Annotated in this window: 21 protein-coding genes; 19 read left to right on the top strand and 2 right to left on the bottom strand. The window is 32.0% G+C overall.

Features of this window, described 5'->3' with window-relative positions:
* Nucleotides 1-3 precede the first annotated feature (3 nt).
* The 3 genes from Q428_RS16535 to Q428_RS06850 are packed head-to-tail and all read left to right on the top strand — an operon-like array spanning nt 4 to nt 2,225.
* On the top strand, nt 4-669 hold the full coding sequence (locus Q428_RS16535; RefSeq protein ID WP_341349014.1) for a branched-chain amino acid ABC transporter permease: 666 nt from the start codon (nt 4-6) through the stop codon (nt 667-669).
* The gene (locus Q428_RS06855) at nt 662-1,519 is read left to right on the top strand and encodes an ABC transporter ATP-binding protein (RefSeq protein ID WP_035379425.1); all 858 of its coding nucleotides are present in this window, start codon (nt 662-664) and stop codon (nt 1,517-1,519) included. Before Q428_RS16535 ends, Q428_RS06855 begins: the two co-directional genes overlap by 8 nt.
* A 1-nt stretch (nt 1,520) precedes the next feature.
* On the top strand, nt 1,521-2,225 hold the full coding sequence (locus tag Q428_RS06850; RefSeq protein WP_035379447.1) for an ABC transporter ATP-binding protein: 705 nt from the start codon (nt 1,521-1,523) through the stop codon (nt 2,223-2,225).
* A 316-nt stretch (nt 2,226-2,541) separates the two neighbouring features.
* On the opposite strand, the gene Q428_RS06845 is transcribed toward Q428_RS06850, so the two are convergent.
* A complete protein-coding gene (locus Q428_RS06845) occupies nt 2,542-3,453 on the bottom strand; it encodes a type II restriction endonuclease (RefSeq protein WP_035379424.1) in 912 nt (303 codons plus the stop codon).
* A gap of 138 nt (nt 3,454-3,591) precedes the next feature.
* Between Q428_RS06845 and Q428_RS06840 the strand changes: the two genes are divergently transcribed.
* From Q428_RS06840 to Q428_RS06820, 5 genes are all read left to right on the top strand, one after another.
* Nucleotides 3,592-4,308: a TRM11 family SAM-dependent methyltransferase gene (locus Q428_RS06840; protein WP_035379422.1), complete on the top strand. Its 717-nt coding sequence runs from the start codon at nt 3,592-3,594 to the stop codon at nt 4,306-4,308.
* 67 nt (nt 4,309-4,375) lie between these two features.
* The gene (locus Q428_RS06835; protein WP_035379420.1) at nt 4,376-5,128 is read left to right on the top strand and encodes a DNA-methyltransferase; all 753 of its coding nucleotides are present in this window, start codon (nt 4,376-4,378) and stop codon (nt 5,126-5,128) included.
* A gap of 11 nt (nt 5,129-5,139) precedes the next feature.
* Nucleotides 5,140-6,066, top strand: coding sequence for a DNA adenine methylase (locus Q428_RS06830; protein ID WP_035379419.1), 927 nt, complete (start codon nt 5,140-5,142; stop codon nt 6,064-6,066).
* Between the two features lie 239 nt (nt 6,067-6,305).
* The gene (locus tag Q428_RS06825; protein ID WP_051515020.1) at nt 6,306-6,980 is read left to right on the top strand and encodes a CPBP family intramembrane glutamic endopeptidase; all 675 of its coding nucleotides are present in this window, start codon (nt 6,306-6,308) and stop codon (nt 6,978-6,980) included.
* Nucleotides 6,981-7,185: 205 nt separating this feature from the next.
* Nucleotides 7,186-10,446: an SNF2 helicase associated domain-containing protein gene (locus Q428_RS06820; RefSeq protein WP_423219580.1), complete on the top strand. Its 3,261-nt coding sequence runs from the start codon at nt 7,186-7,188 to the stop codon at nt 10,444-10,446.
* Between the two features lie 64 nt (nt 10,447-10,510).
* Here Q428_RS06820 and Q428_RS06815 read toward each other — a convergent pair whose 3' ends face one another.
* Nucleotides 10,511-11,074, bottom strand: coding sequence for an HD domain-containing protein (locus Q428_RS06815; protein WP_035379417.1), 564 nt, complete (start codon nt 11,072-11,074; stop codon nt 10,511-10,513).
* A gap of 200 nt (nt 11,075-11,274) precedes the next feature.
* Between Q428_RS06815 and Q428_RS06810 the strand changes: the two genes are divergently transcribed.
* From Q428_RS06810 to hisC, 11 genes are all read left to right on the top strand, one after another.
* Nucleotides 11,275-12,840, top strand: a complete 1,566-nt coding sequence (locus tag Q428_RS06810; RefSeq protein WP_051515019.1) for a M4 family metallopeptidase — start codon at nt 11,275-11,277, stop codon at nt 12,838-12,840.
* Between the two features lie 318 nt (nt 12,841-13,158).
* On the top strand, nt 13,159-14,100 hold the full coding sequence (locus Q428_RS06805) for a DUF5692 family protein (RefSeq protein WP_035379415.1): 942 nt from the start codon (nt 13,159-13,161) through the stop codon (nt 14,098-14,100).
* Between the two features lie 153 nt (nt 14,101-14,253).
* Nucleotides 14,254-14,952, top strand: coding sequence for a purine-nucleoside phosphorylase (gene deoD, locus Q428_RS06800; protein WP_035379413.1), 699 nt, complete (start codon nt 14,254-14,256; stop codon nt 14,950-14,952).
* A 198-nt stretch (nt 14,953-15,150) separates the two neighbouring features.
* On the top strand, nt 15,151-15,594 hold the full coding sequence (locus Q428_RS06795) for an FHA domain-containing protein (protein WP_035379411.1): 444 nt from the start codon (nt 15,151-15,153) through the stop codon (nt 15,592-15,594).
* Nucleotides 15,595-15,605: 11 nt separating this feature from the next.
* On the top strand, nt 15,606-16,826 hold the full coding sequence (locus Q428_RS06790) for an FtsW/RodA/SpoVE family cell cycle protein (protein ID WP_035379409.1): 1,221 nt from the start codon (nt 15,606-15,608) through the stop codon (nt 16,824-16,826).
* Nucleotides 16,819-18,288: a peptidoglycan D,D-transpeptidase FtsI family protein gene (locus tag Q428_RS06785; RefSeq protein WP_035379407.1), complete on the top strand. Its 1,470-nt coding sequence runs from the start codon at nt 16,819-16,821 to the stop codon at nt 18,286-18,288. Before Q428_RS06790 ends, Q428_RS06785 begins: the two co-directional genes overlap by 8 nt.
* A 195-nt stretch (nt 18,289-18,483) precedes the next feature.
* Nucleotides 18,484-19,098, top strand: a complete 615-nt coding sequence (locus Q428_RS06780) for a metal-dependent hydrolase (RefSeq protein ID WP_035379405.1) — start codon at nt 18,484-18,486, stop codon at nt 19,096-19,098.
* Between the two features lie 36 nt (nt 19,099-19,134).
* On the top strand, nt 19,135-20,994 hold the full coding sequence (gene uvrC, locus Q428_RS06775) for an excinuclease ABC subunit UvrC (protein ID WP_035379403.1): 1,860 nt from the start codon (nt 19,135-19,137) through the stop codon (nt 20,992-20,994).
* 26 nt (nt 20,995-21,020) lie between these two features.
* The gene (locus Q428_RS06770) at nt 21,021-21,749 is read left to right on the top strand and encodes a phosphatase (protein WP_035379401.1); all 729 of its coding nucleotides are present in this window, start codon (nt 21,021-21,023) and stop codon (nt 21,747-21,749) included.
* Between the two features lie 133 nt (nt 21,750-21,882).
* On the top strand, nt 21,883-22,794 hold the full coding sequence (murB, locus tag Q428_RS06765) for a UDP-N-acetylmuramate dehydrogenase (protein WP_035379399.1): 912 nt from the start codon (nt 21,883-21,885) through the stop codon (nt 22,792-22,794).
* Between the two features lie 152 nt (nt 22,795-22,946).
* Nucleotides 22,947-24,032: a histidinol-phosphate transaminase gene (gene hisC / locus Q428_RS06760; protein WP_201769261.1), complete on the top strand. Its 1,086-nt coding sequence runs from the start codon at nt 22,947-22,949 to the stop codon at nt 24,030-24,032.
* The last annotated feature ends 24 nt before the right edge of the window (nt 24,033-24,056 follow it).

Raw genomic sequence — 24,056 nt, 5'->3', positions numbered from 1 at the left:
GAAATTATAAGGGCTATAATTCAGTGGAATAAAATAGGACCACTGACAAATGGGTCTAACCTCCTGCGTAATTTTTACACATATGATTCGATACTTTTTCCTTTCGGAGTTTCGGCATTATGTATTGCTATGATTATTCTTCTGATACGTTCAACCTATGGACGTGCCTTTAAGGCAATACGTGAGGATGAGGTTGCTGCAGAGGCTATGGGAATAAATCTGTTTAAACATAAAATGATGTCATTTATTATCAGCTCTTTCTTTGCAGGTATCAGTGGAGCACTTCTTGCAATGTTCCAAACTACTGTACAGGCAATGGCCTTTACTGCTGCAATGACATATGAAATACTCCTTATCGTTGTAATAGGAGGAATCGGATCTATTACAGGAAGTATTCTTGCAGCATTCCTATTTGTTGCCTGCAGTGAATGGTGGATGAGATTCCTTGATGAGCCTATGTATATTGGTGGATTTCAGGTCCCTTTCCTTCGAACAGGATTTAGAATGGTGGTTTTCTCCATAGTTATAATGGCAGTGGTACTTTTCTGGCGTAAGGGTATTATGGGAACAAAGGAATTCTCATGGGATGGGATTGCTAAATTCTTCAAAGATCCCTTTGGACTGATTTCCAGGCAAAAAGGAAAAGGGGAGGTGCAGAGGAATGCATGAGAATGTCAAAGGAGAAAGCATGCTTCGTTTAGAAAATGTTACTATGCAGTTTGGAGGAGTTGTTTCTGTAAATAATCTTTCAATGGAGGTCAATAAGGGTGAAATAGTATCACTTATAGGACCAAATGGAGCAGGAAAAACAACTGCCTTTAACGTAATCACAGGAGTATATGCACCAACTAATGGAGCAGTATACTTTAAAGGTGAAAAAATAATAGAAAACTATCCAAAGGGAAAAATGAGAAAATTATATGCCAGTGAAAATTATGGAAAATATAAAAATACCATTGAGAAGACACCAGATCAAATTACAAAACTAGGTGTTGCAAGAACCTTTCAGAATATTCGCCTTTTTAAGGAACTAAGTGTTTTTGAAAATGTTCTTATTGCAAAACATATGCGACAGAGGGCAAATCTTTTTTCGGCTACCTTTATGATAAATTATGCCGAAGAGAAGAAAAATAGAGAGGATTGTATGAGGCTTCTTGAAATTTTAGGACTTGCAGATCTTAAAGATGAAGTTGCAAGCTCATTGCCCTATGGAAAACAAAGAAGACTTGAAATTGCTAGGGCCCTTGCCACAAGTCCTGAGCTTCTTCTTTTAGATGAGCCGGCTGCGGGGATGAATCCTCAGGAAACGATGGAGCTTACTCAGTTTATCAGAAGAATAAAGGATGATTTTAAACTTACGGTATTTTTGATTGAACATCATATGAATCTTGTTATGGATATTTCTGACCGCATATATGTAATTGATTTTGGTAAGGAGATTGCAACAGGTATTCCAGCAGAAATTCAGAACAATCCCCGTGTAATAGAAGCATATCTGGGGGTGAGCGGAGATGAGTGATATTTTAAAAATTGAGAATCTTGTTGTTAACTATGGAGGGATTGAAGCTGTAAAAAATATCTCAATTCATGTTGAGGAGGGGAAAATTGTAACCTTAATAGGTGCAAATGGAGCAGGGAAAAGTACTACCCTTCGTACTGTTGCTGGAATTGTTAAGCCTAAACGGGCAAAAATAACCTTTCAGGGAAAGGATATAACAGGGAAACAGCCTGATTATATAGTTTCACAGGGCATTACACTGGTTCCTGAAGGACGACGTGTATTTCCAAATCTCACTGTCTTGGAAAATCTCAAAATCGGTGCATATCTCCGTAAGGACAACATTCAAAGAGACATTGACCATGTATATGAACTTTTTCCAAGGTTAAAGGAGCGTTCATGGCAGCTTGCAGGGACTTTGTCAGGAGGAGAGCAGCAGATGCTGGCAGTTGGAAGAGCATTGATGAGCCGCCCTAAGCTCATTATGATGGATGAGCCATCCCTTGGACTTGCACCAATTGTTGTACAGGGAATATTTGATATTATAAGGACTATTAATAAGGAAGGTATCACTGTTCTTCTGATTGAACAAAATGCCAATATGGCACTAAAGGCAGCTGACTGGGCATATGTCTTGGAAACAGGTACAATAACAAAGCAAGGAACGGGTCAGGACCTTCTGGCAGACGAAAGCATCAAAGAAGCTTACCTTGGTAAAACCAAATAGCAAATACACTGGCAGACACGAGAAAAAGACAAGATAAGGTGATTTTAAGGAAATAGCGGTAGGTAAGGTCGATTTGATATTATAGGTTTTAGTTATTTAATTTTAGTAGAATGAGTATAAGATAAATACAATTTATAAAGATAAAATATAACAATAATGGTCTGAAATGAATTGAGCAGTTCAGACCATTATTGTTATATTTGCAGATATGCTTTGTTGTGGTACTTTTGGGATAGGAGTCTGATTGATTAATTTAGCACTAGGTCGCAGAGACGGATTCGTCTTTAATGAGATACTCACCATAAGATAAACAGATTTATTTACAATCCTTTAAAATATTTTCTAGAACGCCAAGTTCTATCATTTTTAAATTTAAAATATATCTATTGTGGTTAAAAGTTTCCTCTAATGGTCTTTTAGCAGTTAGCCAACCTTTACCATCAGTTATCCATATAAATTCATGTCCGTCATGTTCTAACAAATCAAATAAGGTTTTGTATTCACCAGCTGTTGCTTTTAGTTTAGAACCACCACCACTATAGTAATTAGTTTCTATTAAAAATAGTTTGCTGCCTGTATTAATTGCAAAATCAAATCTTCTTTCTAATTTGTCCACAGTTACATTAAAGTTCCATTTTTCCTTTATTTTTGTCACAGTAGCTTGTTTTATATATTGATAATTGTTCTTAGAACAGATTCTTTGAATAAAGTGTTCGACGATATTTTCCATAGCAGTACCTGAACGGTTTTTTCTACCATTACTATCTAAGCCAACTTCTACACCAAATACATAGTCAACCAAACTTTTTATGTTTTTATCCATGAATATATTTATCAGTTGGGTATTTTCTATAAAAGTTATGATGTTTTCGATATCTTTGGAATCAAAATGTTTTTTATTGAAATCGAAAATTTTATAATCAAATTTATCGTTTTTATCTAAAGATAAAATTTTAAATTTGTTTTCTCTGCTAGCCAATAAATAAGGAAATGCTTTAATTACTTCAGGATGTTTGTTTAAAAGATATGTAAGCTCCTCTTTAATATTTTCTTTTCCAATTAAATAGTTTAAAATATTTAGTTCAATTTCTATATCTCTAATATTGTTTTTTACTTTTTTCCAATCAACGAAATAATCCCAGCTTTTAATGGAATCTTTTAGAGTATCAATTAAGAATGAAAATGTAGTTTCTGATTTATTGTAAACTAAAACTTTAGTGTTTTCCATAAAAATCCTCCTGAAGGTATTTAATACATAGTTATATATTCTACAAATAATATTTTTATCCTTTTAATATTTAAAATTTTATGTTTAATAATTCTAAGTTTGGATAAACTTTCAATAGTTTAAGAAGGGAGAGTATTTATGTTAGATAATTTCAAGCTAGAAACTACAACAATATGGAGTTTTAAGGACAGAGGTAATTATTATACACATAAAGGTGATTATCCTGGTAATTGGAGCCCATATGTACCTAGAAATATAATATTAAGATATTCAAAGGAGAATGACGTTGTTCTTGATCAGTTTGCAGGTAGTGGCACTACTTTAATAGAGTGTAGATTACTTAACAGAATAGGTGTCGGTTGTGATGTAAATGAAGTTGCACTTAAAATGGCATGGGAAAGAACAAAATGCATTCAATCAAAAAGTAAAACTATTTTATTGAAAAGGGATGCAAGAAATTTATATGATATAAAAGATAGCTCAATTGATTTAATTTGTACACATCCCCCATATAGTAATGCAATTAAATATAGTGAAGATATAGAAGAAGATATATCTTTGTTAGAGTATGACAAATTTTTAAATGAAATTGTAAAAGTAGCAAGTGAATGTTATAGGGTATTAAAAAAGGGAAAATATTGTGCTTTATTGATTGGAGATATAAGAAAAAACGGGTACATTAAACCTTTAGGTTATGAAACACTGAATAAATTTTTAAATCAAAGCTTTAAACTAAAGGAGATAATTATAAAAGAACAACATAATTGCAGAAAAACAGAATATTGGAAAGAAATTAGCATAAAAAATAATTTTTATCTTATTGCCCATGAGTATTTGTTTGTATTCCAAAAATAATGATTTTTATAGCATAATATTTGTGATAAAATTGAAGAAGTATATAAAAAACAAAGGATGTTAGCGTATGCAGTTTTATAAAGATGAAAATGTAGAATTGATATTAGGTAATTGCATTGAAAAATTAATGGATTTAAATGAAAAAAGTGTAGATATGATATTTGCAGATCCACCATATAGACTAAGCAATGATGGAATAACATGTAAATCAGGAAAATTTGCATGTGTAAATAAGGGCGAATGGGACCGTTCAGGCGGTTTTGAAAATGATTATAATTTTAATAGAAAATGGTTAGAGGCATGTGATAGGGTATTAAAAGATACTGGTTCTATATGGATATCGGGAACATATCATATTATTCACACGATTGCATTTGCATTGATGGAGCTAGGTTATCATATCATAAATGAAATAGTTTGGTTTAAGCCCAATGCAGCTCCCAATATGAGTCGCAGATGTTTTACTGCAAGCCATGAAGTTTTGATATGGGTAAAGAAATCAAAAAATGCAAGGCATAAGTTTAACTACGATTTTATTAAAGAATTTAATGGTGGGAAACAAATGAGAAGTGTTTGGGAAATACCAACTACTCCTAAAAGGGAAAAAACTTTTGGTGCACACCCAACACAAAAACCAAAGCAACTACTATTTAGATGTATAATGGCATCTACTGATGAAGGGGACATGATATTAGATCCATTTTGTGGTTCGGGAACTACTGGAGTTGTTGCAGTAGAAAATAAAAGAAACTTTATAGGAATAGATATTGAAGAAGTGTATTTGGAATTAACAAAAAAACGAATACAGCAGATACATTAGGAGGAATAGAATTGTTAGATTTAAAAGCGAAACCATTTTTAAAGTGGGCAGGAGGTAAAAGTCAGCTATTAGACCAATTCCAAAATTATTATCCACAAAAATTATTAAAAGGTAACGTAAAAAGATATATTGAACCTTTTTTAGGTGGGGGAGCAGTTTTTTTCTATTTGCAATCCCAATATAATTTCGAAGAAATAATTTTAAATGATATAAACGAAGAGCTTATATTAACATATTATGTTGTTCAAAATAATGTTAAAGAGCTAATTGAACAACTGGAAATATTAGAGAGCACATATTTAGAAGGGGATATGATAAAGAAAGAAGAAGTGTATTATGGGCAGAGGGAATTATTTAATTTGGAAAAGAAAACATTAAATTATAATGTATTTTCGAATGAGTGGATTGGTCATGCAGCAAAAATGATATTTTTAAATAAAACATGTTTCAACGGTTTATATAGACAAAATAAAAAAGGAGAGTATAATGTTCCATTTGGGAAAAGGAAAAAGGCAGCTATATGTGATAAGGATAATTTATTAGCAGTTAATTATGCTTTAAAAAAAGCAAAATTATTAATAGGGGATTTTGAAAATATAACTAATTATGTAGATGAGAATTCATTTTTATATATAGATCCTCCATATAGACCATTGAATGAAACGTCAAGTTTTACGGATTATTCAAAAATACCTTTTGATGATGAAAGTCAAAAGAGACTTGCAAATTGGGCAAGAATGGTAGTTGATAAAAAAGGTGCTTGTTTTATGCTGAGTAATTCCGATCCTAAAAATGTAGATCAAAATGATAATTTTTTCGAAGATATTTATAAAGGTTATAATATAGTGAGGGTAAAAGCAACAAGAAATATTAATAGTAAAGGGAGTGGAAGAGGAGAAATAAATGAGTTGCTTATATTTAATTATGACATCATTTGATCATTTCGCTTGATCATCACATGGGACATATCATCATATGGGACATATAAGTAGTGTTACAAACCAATGAATAAGTGATGAGGGACATATAAGTAGTGTTATAAACAAATAAATAACATCCCCATTCAAAGAAAGCTAAAATGATAAAATGGTAATTGGAGTTTTGATATTTAACTATAAAAAAATTAAGAACCATTAGAGAACATTTAATAGACTACATATGTGATGGAGGGAATGTTATGGAGAAGAAATATATATTTTTAAGTTCATTAGCAGTATGTGCATTGTTGTATTTTGTTGAACAGATAATGATGGTTGATTATTTAACAAAGACGTTAACTAAGGTTTTATTGTTTACATTAGTACCGATATTATATATTAAATTCATTAAAAAGAAATCATTAAGAGAAGCTTTAAATCTTAAAAAGATGGATATTAATAACTTTAAGTTAGGGTTATTGTTTGGAGTAGTTTCTTTTTTAATTGTTTTTGGAGCATTTTTGATTTTGAGAAATTACATAGATCTAAATAGTATAGCATCAGAACTTCAGAGTAAGTCAAAAATAACACCAGGAAACTTTATATTTGTTGGGCTGTATATAACCATTGGAAACTCATTTTTAGAAGAATTCTTTTTTAGAGGATATATATTTTTAAACCTATACGAGCAGGGATACAAGAAAACAGCATATGTATTTTCTGCAGTTTTATTTGGTTTATACCATATAGCTATATTTAAGACATGGTTTAATATTGAACTTATATTGTTAGCTTTATCAGGACTTATTGGAGTAGCAATTATTTTCAATTGGCTTAATACGAAATCAAATAACTTCATAAACTCATGGATAGTCCATATTTTAGCTGACTCGGCTATTATTTTGATAGGAATGAGAATGTTTAATTTAATATAAAAGGATGCAAAGTTAACAGTATTTGGACAATCAGAATTTTTGAAGTCCATTTGTAAATATCATAAATTTCCAAACAAAATGAATACAAATCCATATGGTGGGCAGAATTGTAAAAATGAAAGTGATAGTGATATAATGTTAGCTGTGTATTAAATTTTTTGTGTAAAAATAAGATAAAATTTACTATATTGGAGTGTTTTGCGTGATTAAACTCAATGATTTAGATATAAGAAGGGCTTCCGGAGAAGCTGCATACAGAAAGGGTTACAGCATATATAAAGAAGGTATGGTTAACATAATTGATATTGAATATGATGAAGAGGATAATATATTTTATGTTGGGGCAGAAGTTGAGTCTTCTTCTTTTTTTGATTCATATACTGTAGAACTTGTAATAAGCGAAAAAAAAGGTATTCTTGAACACAACTGTGAATGTCCAGCTTATTTCAGCGTTTCTTACTCTTATCCCATCTGTAAGCATATAGTAGCTGTCATTTTCAAATTTTTAGAGATATACAGAGACAGTGAAAATCAAAATTATTCCATGACAAAACAAAAAGGACTTGAAATTATAGAACAGATAAAAACAAGCTACATTGATGATAATTCTGTAAAGGAAGAAGTAAAATTAGAGTTTTATTTTGATTTTCAATTTGGTTATGAAAGAGTAGCAGCTCTTGAACTTAAAATAGGAACAAATAAAATGTACGTTGTTAAGAATATGAAATCATTTTTAAGTGATATTAATTTCAATAAATCAATTGAATTTGGTAAGGGTTTTACCTTTGATACTGACAAACATGTATTTAATGACAGTGATAAAAAGATTATAGGGGTACTATTGGAGATATATGAATCCGCCATGAGGATTGGGGATTTTAATTACAACATGAGTAAATTTTTTGATGGCAAGAAAATATACCTATCACAAAGACAGTTTAAAAGGGTTTTTGAGCTTATGGCAGGCAGACAGATAAGTAGTGTAAAAGTTGGAAATCAACAGGCAACAGATACTTACATTATCAATGATGATATACCCTTAAAATTTAATTTAAAAAGGAAAAAAGAGGAGATTTTATTAGAGCAGGAAGATAACATTCCTGTACCTCTTACAAAGAATGGGGATTACTTTTTCTTTGAAAATAAGATATACAAGCCATCTGATGAACAGATAAAACTTTATTTACCAATTTATAATGCCTTAGTAGAATCAAAGGAGAGGGCAATAACTTTTGATAAAAGTCTTATGAATCAGGTTGCATCCTATGTAATACCTAACCTTAAAAAGATTGGAAAGGCAGTTTCAATTGATAAAAAACTGGAGAAAAATTTTTATCAGCAACCCTTAAAGCTGAAATTTTATTTTGATAAGTATGATGAAGGTATGTCTTCAAAGGTAGAATTTATATATGGAGATATAAGTGTAAACCCATTTAAAGATTCTTCAAATGATGCATCAGGACGTATATTAGTAAGGGATGCTGAGGGTGAAATACAAGTAAATAGTATTTATAGGAGCTTTGGATTTGAAGTCTATGATGATAAATACATTTTAAAGGATACTGAAAAAATGATAAAGTTTTTATCAGAGGGAATGCCAAAGCTTCAGGAACTTGGAGAGGTTTATTATTCAGATGAGTTTAAAAATATAAAAATATATACAAAATCAAGTTTTAAATCAAGTGTCAGATTAAATGAAAATGATTTACTTGAGTTCAGCTTTAAAATAGAGGGTGTAGATAACAGAGAATTAAAGGATATATTTAAGGCTGTAAAGGAAAAAAGAAAATATTACAGATTGAAGGATGGAGGCTTTATTCAGCTTGATACTAAGGAATTAAATGATGTAGCAGACCTTATTAGCTATCTCGATATTAAAGATTCTGAACTTGAAAAGGATAAGGTTCTTCTTTCAAAATATAATGCAATGTACTTGGATCAAAGTATAGTTCAAAATGAAATGCTTTATGTTGAGAGGAATAAAAAATTTAAAGAACTGGTTAATACAGTAAAAGATATTAAAGATGCTGACTTTGAAGTTCCTAAGCACCTTGAGGGTATATTAAGAAGTTATCAGAAAACAGGTTTTAAATGGTTTAAGACCTTGTCAGCATGTGGATTTGGAGGAATATTGGCTGATGAAATGGGACTTGGAAAGACACTTCAGACAATAGCTTTTTTAGCGTCAGAGGTAGAAGAACAGGGAGAAAATAAAAAGCCAGCATTGATAGTTGCACCAACGTCCCTTGTTTATAACTGGAAAAACGAGGTGGAAAAATTTTCTCCTAACCTGAAGGCAGTTGTTATATCCGGAAATAAAAAAGAAAGGGAAAGTCTCTTAAAGGAAATAGAAGAAGCAGATATGGTAATTACATCCTACCCTTTAATAAGAAGGGATATAGATGAATATAAGGATATTGAATTCAGTTATTGCATATTGGATGAAGCTCAGCAGATAAAAAATCCAGCATCATTAAATGCCCAATCTGTAAAAGACATAAAGGCAAGGGGAAGATTTGCATTAACAGGAACTCCAATTGAAAATTCACTTACAGAGTTATGGTCAATATTTGACTTTATAATGCCAGGGTATTTAATGTCACATGGAAAATTTGTAAAGCAATATGAAACACCTATTGCAAAAAACAAAAGTAAAGAAGCATTGGAGGAGCTGAATAAACATATAAAACCCTTTATTTTAAGAAGATTCAAGAGGGAAGTTGTAAAGGAACTTCCTCCGAAAATTGAACATAAAATAGTTGTTGAAATGACAGAAGAACAGAAAAAACTTTATGCAGCATATTTAGCTTCAGCAAAGGAAGAAATTGATGAAGAAATAAAAAACAATGGATTTAATAAAAGTAAGATTAAAATATTATCACTTCTGACAAGATTAAGACAGATATGCTGTGATCCTTCAAGTTTTCTTGAAAACTATGAAGGTGAAAGTGGAAAAATGCTGGCACTAGATGAATTACTAGAGGAAAGCATAGAATCAGGACATAGAATATTGTTGTTTTCTCAATTTACATCTGTTCTTAAAAATATAGAAATCCGTTTTAAGAAAAATAAAATTTCATACATGTATCTTGATGGACAGACACCATCAGAAAAGAGAATAGAAATGGTAAACAGTTTTAATCAGGGAACTGGTAGTGTATTTTTAATATCCTTAAAGGCTGGAGGTACGGGCCTGAACCTGACAGGTGCAGATGTTGTAATACACTTTGATCCATGGTGGAACCCTGCAGCAGAACAGCAGGCAGTTGACAGAGCACATAGAATTGGACAAAGAAAAACAGTAGAAGTAATTAAACTTTTAGCCCAGGGTACAATAGAAGAAAAGATATTTGAACTTCAGGAGAAAAAGAAGGAAATAATTAAAAATGTACTGGATGAAGATAACAGCACAGATGTAATCTTATCAACGATGAGCCAGGAAGAATTAGAAGAGTTGTTTAAATAGAAAATGTCAGCCATATCACATACAATATTTTGTATATGATATGGCTGACTATTTATGAAAACAATCAGTCTAATAAGCTATAACCTTCTTTCTGCAGCAGGGCTTCATGTTCAATAAGACCATTTACAATAGTTTCAACATGCTCGGCAAAGTCCACTCCCAGTGCTTCTGCTGATGCTGTTAATTCTTCACGGTTTACAGCTTTAGCAAAAGCCTTATCCTTCATTTTTTTCTTAACTGATTTAGCATCTAAACCTTCGAGTTTGGTTGGACGCATTAAAGCAACAGCGATAATAAAGCTTGCCATTTCATCAACAGCATGTAGACACAGCTTTTCTTTTGTATCTCTAGGAAATTCAGAAGCTGAAGCATGGGATAAAATAGTTGTTATAAAAATTTCATCAAAACCTGCAGGTTTTAAGAGTTCTGGTGCATGATATGGATGTTCATCAGGGTATTTTTCAAAATCAATATCGTGAAGTAATCCTAATAATCCCCAATAATTCTCGTCTTCTCCAAACTTTTTAGCATAGGCTCTCATAGCAGCTTCAACAGCAAGGGAGTGTCTTAAGACACGGTCTGTTTTAACATGTTCCTTTAATAAAATAAGTGCTTCTTCACGTTTCATATGTACCCTCCTCATAAATATAAAAGCAAATATTTGAAATTGTGTTAAATATAATTATATCACATAATAACTGGCAGCAAAAACACACCGATAATATATATATTATAAGTTATATGAGTGCCAATTTAATGGAATATTTGTGCTTCTAAAATAGTAAAAATATATTATGTTAAAATTAACCATTTAAAAGGAGGGGGATTATGAAAAGATTTTTGTCAGTATTTTTGACATTTTTAGTGACTGCATTTATTGTCTGTATACCAGTAACTTCTAGTGCTGCAAAATCAAACCACAATTTTTTAGTAAAAAATATGGGAAAATACTCTAAAGACATAAAGGGAATAGCAAAATTCTTTAAAGATTATAAGAAGGAATTTAATGTTGAGGATGCGGAAAAAGAGCTTGTTTTTAAGAATAGTAAAAATGATAATCTAGGGTATACACATGTCAAACTTCAGCAAGTTGTTGATGGAATCCCAGTATATGGTAAAGAATATATTATACATTACAACAATAAAGACGAGGTTTATGCTGTAAATGGTAATTTTGACGTAAAGGCAAAACAGTTTAAGAGAAATAAGGAATTTATTAAGGAAAAAGATGCTGTGGCAATTGCTATTGCCCAAGTCAATTTTGATTCTGAAAGTTTAAATACAGATCTTAGTGACAATTTAGTTCCTAAATTATTTTTGTATGAATTAAATGAAGAATATATCCCTGTATATCTAATCAGAATTAACTTTTTAAGCCCTGTTCCTGGAGATTGGTTTATTTTTATTAATGCATTAAATGGTGAGGTAGTAGAGAAATATAATAAAATCAGGACAGTTTCTGTTACAGGAAGTGGAATAGGGGTTCTTGGAGACACAAAAACTTTAAATCTTGATAAAGTTACAGTTAAAATAAGGAATAAAACAGAAACACAATACCAAACGAATGATTTAACTAGAAGTGCGGTTATTACGACCTATACAGCAAATAATGCAACAAGGCTTCCAGGCTCAATTGTTTATTCATTATCTCAAATTATAAATGACCCAGCTGCAGTTGATGCACATTATTATGCAGGAGTCGTGTATGATTATTATAAAACTAAATTTGGAAGGAATGGAATAGATAACGGAAATATGACAATAAAATCAACTGTTCATTATTCAAGAAATTATGTTAATGCTTTCTGGAACGGAAGTCAAATGGTTTATGGTGATGGTGATGGAGTAAATTCACTTGCATTATCAGGTGGACTTGATATTATCGCACATGAAATGACACATGGTGTAGACGAATATGAAGCTGATCTTATATACAAAGATCAATCAGGAGCTTTAAATGAATCTTTCTCTGATTGTTTTGGAACATTTATAGAGTATTTCGCCCAAAAGAACAAATTTGATTGGGAAATGGGAGAGGATGTATGGACTCCTAAAATAGCCAATGATGCACTTAGAAGTCTTCAGGATCCAACAAAATATGGAGATCCTGCCCATATGAATGACTATAATTATACAACTTCAGATAATGGTGGTGTTCATACAAATTGTGGCATCCCAAATAAAGCCTGCTATTTAATTGCTACATCCAGTGGCATGACAATAGAAAAAACAGAACAAATCTATTATAGAGCCTTAGTAAATTATTTGACCCAATCCTCAGACTTTAAGGCAGCTAAAGAAGCATTAATACAATCAGCAGTAGACCTTTACGGAGTCAATAGTGTAGAGGCAAATGCAGTAAAAGCAGCATTCGAGGCTGTAGGAATTTATTAGGGACATATAATTAAAATTATAAAAATAAATAACATCTCATTTCATAGTAAACTTCAATTTAAAAGAAAATACTTGAAATGAGATGTTTTTTTAGGGACGGTCAACAATAGTTCATGAAATATTGGGGTAAGGTTTATTATTTTCCATGGAGCTGAAGATAAAGAACAGTTGAAGATAAGTAAAAAAACAGTAATGATATAACATATTTGTAATAATGATAAAATATTGACATATATTCCTATAAGCAGTAAATTGTTAATATATCAATTGTCTTTAAACATGTTAAAGACAATAAAAACTAAGTTAAGGGGGATATGTATGTTTTTATTTGAATCAATTCCTTGGTATTCTGTATTAATGTGGTTTGTAGTTTTAGGAGGGCTGATGCTTGTAAATGAAATGGCAAGAAGGAGTAAAGGGTTTTCGATTGCCATATTTTTAGTTCTTCCAATAATTCTTACCTTTACAGTTTGGAGGAAAACAGCAGGACCTGGCTCAAGTGTTGGAACATGGTTTCATTGGGCAAAGGTTTACTCAGCCCTTGCTGGATGTCTTGGATTTATGGCTATTCGTTATATTAAGAAATTAAGTACCAACAAGTTTATGTTGGCATTTCCAGCATTTATATTAGCACTTAATATTACTGAGGCTGTTATTCGCGATTTTCAATGTAGCAATTTAAATGGATTGGTTGATGGAGTTGTAATGGTTGGTGGACCATGGAATATTATGAATGGTATTGCAGGTATATTGAATATCATAACTATTTCAGGTTGGATGGGTATTTTTATAAGCAGAGATAAAAATAAAGATATGATTTGGCCTGATATGCTATGGTTCTGGATTATTGCTTATGATTTATGGAATTTTGCCTATGTTTACAATTGTGTTTCAGATCATGCATTCTATGCTGGTGCAGCACTATTAATTTCATGTACAATTTCTGCATTTTTTATAAAAAAAGGTGCTTGGCTTCAACATCGTGCACAAACTCTGGCTACTTGGATGATGTTTGTTATGTGTTTCCCATCATTTGTGGATACTTCAATGTTTGCTGTTAAATCATCACACAATGAAACAGCTTTATGGGTAGTTAGTACCCTTTCCTTAGCTTCAAACGTAGCAGTATTTATTTACCATTATTACAAGATATTTAAATATAGACGTAATCCATTTAAGACAGAAGTTCATAGTGACTTAAAGGCTTATAAGCATATCGTAGCTTCAAACAATGAGTTTAGCAACACGCTAAATGCATAACATAAGGGACATTTACTATTTGAGCAAATAAATAGTTTTTTATTTGGAGTTTTATGTTGTATATATACATTAAGTGTATGCATTTGTTAGCTTTAAAGTTGTTATATTTGCTAAAGATGATATAATTATAAAAAAGAAGTAAGGAGGGTTACAATGAGTGTACATATTGGAGCAAAGGAAGGACAGATTGCAGAAACAATTCTTCTACCAGGAGATCCTCTTAGAGCAAAATTTATAGCAGAGAATTTCTTAGAAGATGTAATTTGCTATAACGAAGTAAGAGGTATGTATGGATTTACTGGTACATATAAAGGAAAAAGAGTATCAGTTCAAGGTACAGGTATGGGAGTGCCATCGATATCAATATATGTTAATGAGTTAATAGAGAGCTATGGTGTTAAAAATTTAATACGTATTGGAACATGTGGAGCTATTCAGGAGGATATTAAGGTTAGAGATATAATATTCGCAATGAGTGCATCTACAAGTTCAAGTGTAAATAAACTGAGATTTAATGGAATGGATTATGCACCAACTGCCAGTTTTAAGCTCTTAAAGAAAGCATACGATATTGCACAGGAAAAGGGCTTAGATGTTAAGGTTGGAAATGTCTTAACTGAAGATACTTTCTATCATGATGATCCGAATTCATGGAAAATATGGTCAAAGTATGGAACACTGGCAATTGAAATGGAAACTACTGCACTTTATACTCTTGCTGCTAAGTATAAGGTTGATGCTTTAACAATTCTGACAGTTAGTGACCATATAATTACTGGAGAGTTAACAACAGCACAGGAAAGACAAAATACTTTCACAAATATGATTGAAATTGCATTAGGTTTAGCTTAAAAAATGAAGGGCTGTGGAATTAGCATTTTCTAGTTGCTGATGCCACAGTCTTTTTTTATAAATATTACTTTTAAACCACAAACTATTTTCATAATTATAGATAGATTTTTAAATTAATATTAACCCTGCTTCAGTGAATATCCAACAATTTCATCTTTATGGTATAATAATAATGATTTTATAAAAAAGGGTGATTATATGATAAAGCAAATTTCTCTTGTTATGAGATTTGTGGTTATTGGTCTTATATATTTTGTGCTTTTTAGGATAATAAGAATAATGTACATGGATTTAAAGGGAATAAAGGGAGGTAAGACCAGAAAGGAAAAGAGTCTGGAGTTAAATTATGCCCTTGAAGTTATAGATGCTCCAGAGAATATAAAAATTTCAAGGGGAAGTGTATACCCAATTCATCCAATAACCAATATAGGAAGAAATGAAGACAACCATGTGATTTTAGACGATCCATTCGTATCTGGACATCATGCCAGAATAGTTTTGGACAATGAGGAACTTATTATTCAGGACCTTAACAGTACAAACGGTACTCTTAGAAACGGCTTTAAGTTAAAGGAAGCTGAAGAAATATTTATTGGTGACATAATTGAGATAGGAAGAATAACTTTTAAAGTAATAGGTTAAGAGGGGATAATATGGGTAATACAGAAAAATCAGTCTTAAAGGGAATCTATGCAGTAATATTAATAATGTTTACAATTTTGTCTTTATCCATAAGTGGTTCTATAAAGCTTCTAGACTTTGGCCCAATATTATTTGGTTTATCTTCATGTATACTTATAGCTTATAGTAATTTTATAATTAAGCATTTTTTTCCTGAAGGAGATAAATATTTACTTATAATATCTGCCTTTCTTGCACAGTTTGGACTTGTAATGATTTATAGACTTGATACATCATTGGCAATAAAACAAATAACCTGGTTTACTATAGGAATTGCAGTATTTATTTTTCTGGTTGTGTTTTTACCGGATATTCAAAAGTTTCATAAATACTATAATTTTTACATAATAATTTCAATAATACTTTTAGCTTCAACGTTATTGATTGGATCAGAGATTAAGGGCTCAAAAAACTGGATAAGAATTGGAAGTTTTTCCATGCAGCCTTCAGAAATAGCAAAGCTTTTTTTAATATTTTATCTTGCTGGCTCCATTGAAAAAATCAAGGATTTAAAGGATGCATTTAAAGTAGCTTTGCCAGTTTTCATTGCTATAGGGTTTTTAGTTATTGAAAAGGATTTAGGTGGATGTTTAATATTCTTTGGAATTTTTATAACAATGCTTTATATAGGAACATCTGATATTAAGTATATATTACTTGGGATAACAAGCTTTGCAGGAGGCGGAGTTATAAGCTATTTTCTTTTTTCCCATGTCAGAAAAAGAATTTTCATTTGGCTTAATCCATGGAAATATAAATTTGATTGGGGGCATCAGATTTGTCAGTCCTTGTTTGCTATTGCTGAGGGAGGACTTTTTGGCACTGGCTTAGGACTTGGTCATCCTGAATTTATTCCAGAAGCCCACAACGATTTTATTTTTGCAGCAATATGTGAAGAATTTGGGCTCCTTGGTGCAATGGCTATAATACTACTTTATCTCATTCTGGTATATAGAGGCCTGAGAACAGCCATATATGCAAAGGATAACTACTCAAGATTAGTAGCAGTTGGTATTTCAAGTATGATAGCATTTCAGGTTTTTGTTATAATAGGGGGGGTAATTAAAATGATACCCCTCACAGGGATAACCTTGCCATTTGTAAGTTATGGTGGAAGTTCAATGCTACTTAATTTTGCTTCCCTTGGAGTTCTGCAAAAAATATCTGAGGAGGGGTATAGAGCAAATGGATGATAAAAATCTTGTTAGAAATATTAAAATCCTGGTTATTTTTTTCTCTCTATGTTTTTTTAGTATAATTGTTTATCTTACTTATTTTTACACAAATACAGCTAACAAAATTGTTGGAGATCCTTCAAACAGGAGATTAAGAATTGAGGAAGCTGAGATATTAAGAGGCTCTATTGTAGATAGAGATGGAGAAAAAATAGTATACAGCAAGAGAATCAGCCAAGAAAAACAAAAAAGGATATATAATAATCCATATGTTTTTGCGCACGTTACAGGTTATAACAGCTATGCCTTTGGAAAAACAGGTGTAGAAAAGGCATATAACAGCTTATTACAAGGAAAATCAGAGGGTTATAATATCTTAGGAACAATTTTCAAATCATTAAGGGAGACTTTACAAAAGGATGACAAAAGAGGAAACGATGTCTATTTAACAATAGATTCAAAGCTTCAAAAAGCAGCATATAATGCCTTTGGAAATAACAAGGGAGCTGCAGTAGCAATTGATCCTGAAACAGGAGAAATACTTGTAATGGTATCCAAACCATCCTTTAATCCTCAGTTTATTGGGGAGGATAACAGTGAAAAATTTCAAAAATATAATCAGGATACGGAGGATGTTCCATTACTAAATAGAGCTGTTCAAGGTTTTTATCCTCCAGGTTCAACCTTTAAGATAATTACAACAACAGCTGCTTTAGAAAACATACCTGATATCGAAGACAGAAAATTTAATTGTACTGGAAAATTAAAAATTGGAAATTATATCTTAACAGATCATAACAATTTGTCCCATGGCAGCATTGACATTAAAAGGGCATTTATGGTTTCTTGCAACTACACTTTTGGAACAATAGGAATGGAACTAGGTTCAACTAATCTGGTTAGAACAGCAGAGAACTTTATGTTCAATAAAAGCATCGAAACAAGGGATGAGTTTCCTGTTTTTAATGTTAAAACAGGAAAAATAAAAGTTGAGGATGAAAACAATAAATCCTTAATAGCTCAGGATGCAATTGGACAGCATGACGTAAGTACAAATCCAATTCATATGGCACTAGTTGCCTCTGCAATAGCCAACGATGGAAAAATTATGAAACCTTATATCGTTAAAAGGGTAAAGGATAGATATGGGGTAACTGTCTATGAAACAGAACCTTCAGTCCTGAAAAATGCCTTAGATGCCAGTGTGGCAGCAAAAATTCAAGAATACATGATATCTACTGTTGAGAAGGGTACAGGGAAAAAAGTTAAGCTTAAAGGCATAACGGTAGGTGGCAAAACAGGTTCAGCAGAAAATGCTGAAGGGAAGGAGCCACATTCTTGGTTTGTTTCATTTGCAAAATCAAATGAGAAAAAAATTGCAATTGCGGTGATTGTTGAAAATGGTGGTATAGGTGGAGGAAAAGCTGCTGATATAACCAGGCAGATATTAAGAGCTTATTTCCACAATACATCAAAATAATATTGCAACGCTTTGATAAAAATATAATAAAAAGAATAAGCCCAAAGTTGTTAATTCAATCTAGACACATGGGCTTGTTTCTTTTTATTGTTAATTCAAATTATTGTTATTTTTATATGAATTTCTGACAAACACTTGTTCGACAAAAAATGCTGGTATATACTATATATAAAGTTAACATAAAGGAGAATTATTATGACAGGCAAGACCCATTTTGGTATAGGGGTTATGGCTACTGTAATATTATCTGAGTATTTACCAGTAAAATTGTCATTACCAGTACTTGGGGTATGTGCTCTGGCCTCTATACTTCCAGATATAGATCATCCTAAAAGTATAATTAATAAATATATTCTTCCTGTTAAAAATAAACCAGTGAAGGTTACCATATATATAACACTTGGTGTTTTTATATTTTTAGTAAATTATTTTTATTTTAACCTTGCATATTTAAAGGCACTGGGAGTTTTTTTAGTTTTAATAGGTATTTCCTCCCATAGAAACGGAATAACCCACAGTCTTTCAGGTTTATTGAGCTTTCTAAGTATATTCGGATATGCAGCTGTAATATATAATTTTAAAGAGTGCGTAATACCCTTTGCCATAGGCTATGGATTACATTTATTTGCAGATATGTTTACATCAAGGGGCATTCCTCTATTTTATCCATTTAAAAAGAAAAAATATAAGATGCCATTGACATTCACAGTTGGTTCAGGTTGGGGAAACCTGATAGAAGGTCTTATTATGGCACTGGGACTAATATACCTGACTTTTAGACTTCCCATAATAATAACAGGGCTAAAATAGGTGATATAAATATCAAATGTAACTTGGAGGTTTAATATGTTTGATTTACAAGATGCATTAAAAAAGCTGCCGGATAATCCAGGTGTATATATTATGAAAGACTCAAAGGGAGAAATAATTTATATTGGTAAAGCAGTTTCTCTTAAAAATAGAGTGAGACAGTACTTTCAAAATTCTAAAAATCACTCCCCAAAGGTCAGAGCCATGGTAAGCCATATCTCTGAATTTGAATATATTATCACCGACAGTGAATTGGAGGCGCTGATTCTTGAATGTAATCTGATAAAAAAGAATAAGCCAAGATATAATATTCTTTTAAAGGACGATAAACATTATCCATATATTAAAGTGACAATAAATGAAGAATATCCAAGGGTTATGGTTACAAGAAAACATGTAAAAGACGGAGCTAAATATTTTGGTCCATATACTGACGTTTCAGCAGTAAGGGAAACAATAGGTATAATAAAAAAACTATTTAAAATAAGGGATTGTAAGAAAACAGTTGCCTATGGCAAAACAATAGATAGGCCATGTCTAAATTATCACATTAACAGATGTCTAGCACCATGTCAGGGTAATGTGGATAAAGAAGTTTACATGGAAATAATAAAGAATATTATGCTGTTTCTTTCAGGAAAACATGAGGAACTTGTAAGTGAGTTAAAAACCAGAATGATTAAGGCTTCAGAGAAACTTGACTTTGAAAGGGCGGCAGAGATTAGGGACGAAATACTATCAATAGAAAAAATATCAGAGAAACAAAAGATAATATCATCGGCCCTGGATGATGAAGATGTAATAGCATATATAAAGGGTGATGATGGTATCTGCATAGAAGTATTTTTCATAAGAGGAGGAAAACTTTTAGGAAGAGAGAATTTCTATTTTGATGTTGATGATGTGGAGGAAGAAATATTATCTCAATTTATTATGCAATTCTACTCAGATAGAGATTTTATACCAAGGGATATTATTCTTCAGGATGAAATATCAGAGATAAGTATAATTGAATCATATCTTTCAGACAAAAAAGGCAGCAAGGTACATATAAAGGTACCTAAACGCGGCGATAAGGCGAAATTGATAGAAATGGCAAAGAAGAACGCAGAGGCGGCACTAGAACAGATGAAATATAAATTTTTAAGGGAAAAGGAAATGACTGAGGATTCCATAAAGGAGCTCCAATTTATTTTAGGATTAGATGATTTACCCTTCAGAATTGAAGCATTTGATATATCAAATATTCAGGGAACAGATCCGGTTGGTTCTATGATTGTTTTTGAAAGTGGTAAACCTAAAAATAAAGATTATAGAAGGTTTAAAATAAAAACTGTTAAAGGACCAAATGATTATGCAAGTATGGAGGAAATCATATCAAGAAGATATAAAAGAGGAATCCAAGAGAGAAAAGAAATTGATGAAGGAATACTAGCAGAAGGAAAGTTTGCACAAATGCCAGATCTTATAATGATAGATGGTGGTGAGGGACAGGTTACAGCTGCAAAGAGAGTATTAAATGAACTAGGGCTGAATATACCTGTTTGTGGAATGGTTAAGGACGGTAAGCATAGAACCAGAGGACTTATTTACAATGGTGAAGAAATTTCAATGTATAAAGAATCCAATGCCTTTAAGCTTATTACTAGAATACAGGATGAAGTACACAGATTTGCAATAACTTATCATAGAAGCTTAAGGGATAAGGGAAGTGTAGCATCAGTATTAGATGAAATAAAGGGGATAGGAAAAACAAGAAGAATTGCACTTATGAAACATTTTGGCAGTATTGAAGAAATTAAAAAAGCAACAATTGATGACCTTAAAGCAGTTGATGGGATGAACGAGGCATCAGCAAAGGCAGTATACGAGTTTTTCAGGGATGAAAATAATTAAAAGCATTAAGTTTTAGAGGTGATGTTATGAAAAAAATGGTTGTTGATACACATACCCACACAATTGCAAGCGGGCATGCGTATAGTACATTGATAGAAAATTGTTTTGAAGCATCTGAAAAGGGAATAAAATTGATTGCAATGACAGATCATGGGCCAGCTATGCCAGGAGGACCTCATATTTTTCACTTTGGGAATCTTAAGGTTATACCAGATATAATACACGGAGTTGAAGTTTTAAAGGGAGCGGAAGTAAATATATTGGATTTCAATGGTAAAATAGACTTAAATGAAGGAAGACTAAGGAATTTGGATATAGTTGTGGCAAGTTTACATGATGTGTGTATAACTCCAGGCAGTAAAAAGGATAATACAAATGCTTTGATAGGGGCAATGAAAAATAAATATGTAGATATTATAGCCCATCCAGGAAATCCAGCCTTTGAAATTGATGTTAAGGAAGTTTTAAAGGCAGCAAAGGAATATAATGTTCTCATAGAAATTAACAACAGCTCCTTAGGTTTTTCAAGGCCAGGAAGTTTTGAAAACTGCACTAGAATAGCTGAAAAAGCTGCTGAATTAAATAATATGATTACTTTAGGAAGCGATGCTCATATTTGTTATCATGTAGGTGAATTTCAAAATGCTTTAAAAATGTTGGAATCTGTTGGCTTTAATGAAAATTACATAATAAACACAGATGAGAACAGATTAAAGGATTATTTAAAAAGCAAGGGGAAGCTTCAGGAAAGATAATTTAGTTTAACAGGGGAGTTTTTAGGGTAACAATTTTCTTGATTTATGCATTATTTATATATATACTGTAATTGTTTAAAGTGAAATCAAATAAAACGTATTAATTTGCTAGTAATCATAGGGAGATGAATATATGAATTTAGACAAAATAAAGCAAGAACTAGAGAGCATAGTTGGCAGTAATCTAATTAGATATGATGAACCTATGAAAAACCATACGTCATTCAAAGTGGGTGGACCTGCTGATATACTTGTTACTCCAGAAACAATATCTGAAATTTCTAATATTATCAGGCTGTGTAATATAAACAATACCCCTTACTTTATAATGGGAAATGGAAGTAATCTGATAGTTAAAGATGGTGGATACAGAGGAGTAATAATAAAGCTGACATCATTAAATGATATAACCATTGAAGGTAACAAATTAACTGCTAAAGCAGGGGCCTTCTTATCCAAGGCAGCCTTTGAAGCATATAGAAACTCCTTAAAAGGTATGGAGTTTGCCTCAGGTATACCAGGTACTGTTGGAGGGGCAGTTGCTATGAATGCAGGGGCATATGGTGGAGAGATAAAGGATATAATAGAATCTGCTACTGTCTTAGATAAGGGTGGAAACATAATCATATTGAGCAATGAACAGCTTAATTTAAGTTACAGACACAGTGTTATCCATGATAAAGATTATATTGTTGTTGAAGCAGTATTTAGATTGCAGGAGGGAAATCCTGAGGAAATAAAGTTATTAATGGATGATTTAAATGGCAGAAGGGTAGCAAAACAGCCACTGAATTACCCAAGTGCAGGTAGTACATTTAAAAGACCAACGGGATATTATGCAGGTAAGTTAATTGAAGATGCTGGATTAAAGGGTGCTTCCTATGGAGGTGCTATGGTTTCTGAAAAACATGCAGGTTTTATCATAAACTATGATAATGCTTCTGCTTCAGACATACTAAATTTAATAAAAAAGGTTCAATCTGTTGTAAAAGAAAAGTTTAACGTTGAGCTTGAACCTGAGGTTAAGATAATAGGTGTGGAGTAACCCACATCTATTTTTTTTGGAATATTTCTAATAAAAAATTAATATATTGAAAAGACAAAATAAAAAGAATGTTTGAAAAATTGAAACAAATTAAAAAGGAATTTGTTAATTTATGTAGAAATTAAATATTAATACGAATAGGGGGGATTTTAGTGAAAATAAGAGAGGCTATTAAAGGGCTGAATATGTATCAGGCAGGTAAACCTATTAGTGAAGTTAAAAGGGAACTAGGGCTAACTGATGTCATTAAATTAGCATCTAACGAAAATCCTTTAGGTTGTTCTGAAAAGGTTAAAAAAGTAATGATGGAGGCAGCAGAGGAAATAAACCTTTATCCTGATGCATCAAACTTTGAACTTAAAAGAGCATTGTCTGAACATCTAGGGGTAGACACAAAAAGGATTTTCTGCGGAACAGGTTCTGACCTTTTAATAAGGGTAATATGTAACTTGTTTTTAGATCCTGGAGATGAAATTATAATGGGAGGAGTTTCATTCCAGAGATATGAAGATAGTGCCCAGATTATGGGGGCAAAGACTGTTAAGATACCAATGAAAAATCACAGGCTTGATGTTGAGGCTATGGTTAATGCAATAAATGAAAAAACCAGAATCATCTGGTTCTGCACACCTAACAATCCAACAGGTGCAATGGTGACAAAATCAGAGCTTTTCAGTGTTTTAGATAGAATACCAGAGGACGTTATAATAGTTATGGATGAGGCCTATTATGAATATGTTACAGACGAAGAATATCCACAGACACTTCCATTAATTGATAAATATCCAAATATGATAATTCTAAGAACATTCTCAAAGGCTTATGGTCTGGCAGGTTTAAGGGTTGGTTATGGAATAGCCAATGAAGAAATCACAAAATACATTAATTCTATCTTAGGACCATTTGACACAAATCTTATAGCTCAAGCAGCAGCAATAACAGCATTAAAGGATAAGGACTTCTTAAAGAAAGCGGTTGAAACCAATACCACAGGCAGAGAGTATTTTTATAGAGAGTTTGACAGATTAGGATTAGAATACATAATAAGTCAGGCAAACTTTGTAATGGTGAATGTAGGAAGAGACGATAAAGATGTATTTAATAAACTCTTAAGAAAAGGTGTTATAGTAAGACCTGGACATTTATTTGGAATGAATAATTGGCTCAGGGTAAGCGTTGGGACAATGGATCAGAATGAAAGATTCATAAATGAACTTGAAAACCTGTTAAAGGAATAATAACAAAAGGTAGATGATAACCTC

It is taken from the genome of Fervidicella metallireducens AeB, from assembly GCF_000601455.1.
Lineage (GTDB): Bacteria > Bacillota > Clostridia > Clostridiales > Caloramatoraceae > Fervidicella > Fervidicella metallireducens.
This window is presented reverse-complemented; position numbering and strand designations above follow the sequence as displayed.